Annotated in this window: 1 protein-coding gene; it reads right to left on the bottom strand. The window is 68.6% G+C overall.

The window, feature by feature from the left end; translation table 11 throughout:
* The coding region (locus VXJ37_RS21045) for an aldehyde dehydrogenase family protein (protein ID WP_331324936.1) at positions 1 to 687 on the bottom strand (687 nt) is incomplete at both ends.

Here is a 687-nt window from a genome sequence, read left to right as displayed (position 1 = left end):
GGCGGTGCAGGCTTCGCCCATGTTCCGCATTTTCGCGGCCATGGCTCCTTCGACGGCGGCGTCGAGGTCGGCGTCTTCGAAGACGATGAAGGGGGCGTTCCCGCCGAGTTCCATGGAGGTGCGGAGCACGTTCTGCGCGGCGTCGGCCATCAGCCGCTTGCCGACGGGGGTGGAGCCGGTGAAGGAGACTTTCCGGAGCCGGGAGTCCTTGAGCAGCGGCCCGGAGATTCCCGAGGCGGACGAGGAGGCGACGACGTTCAGGACCCCGGCGGGCAGGCCGGCGTCGAGCATGGTCTGCGCGAAGTACTGCGCGGTCAGGGGGGTGAGTTTGGCGGGTTTGAGGACCATGGTGCAGCCGGCGGCGATGGCGGGGGCGACCTTGCGGGTGGCCATGGCGAGGGGGAAGTTCCACGGGGTGATGAGCAGGCAGGGTCCGACGGGTTTGTGCTGGACCAGGATCTTGTTTTTGCCCTCGGGGGTGGTGAGGTAGCGGCCGTAGTCGCGGACGGTTTCCTCGGCGAACCAGCGCAGGAACTCGGCCCCGTAGGTGACTTCGCCGCGGGCCTCGGCCAGGGGCTTGCCCATTTCCAGGGTCATCAGCAGCGCGAAGTCTTCCGCGCGTTCGGTGACCAGGTCAAAGGCCTTACGGAGGATCTCCGCCCGGGTCCTGGGCGCGGTCCGCGCCCA

It is taken from the genome of Pseudarthrobacter phenanthrenivorans (assembly GCF_036455295.1).
Classification (GTDB): Bacteria; Actinomycetota; Actinomycetes; order Actinomycetales; family Micrococcaceae; genus Arthrobacter; species Arthrobacter phenanthrenivorans_C.
Note: the sequence above shows the minus strand (reverse complement) of the source record. Positions and strands in the feature narration are given on the sequence as shown.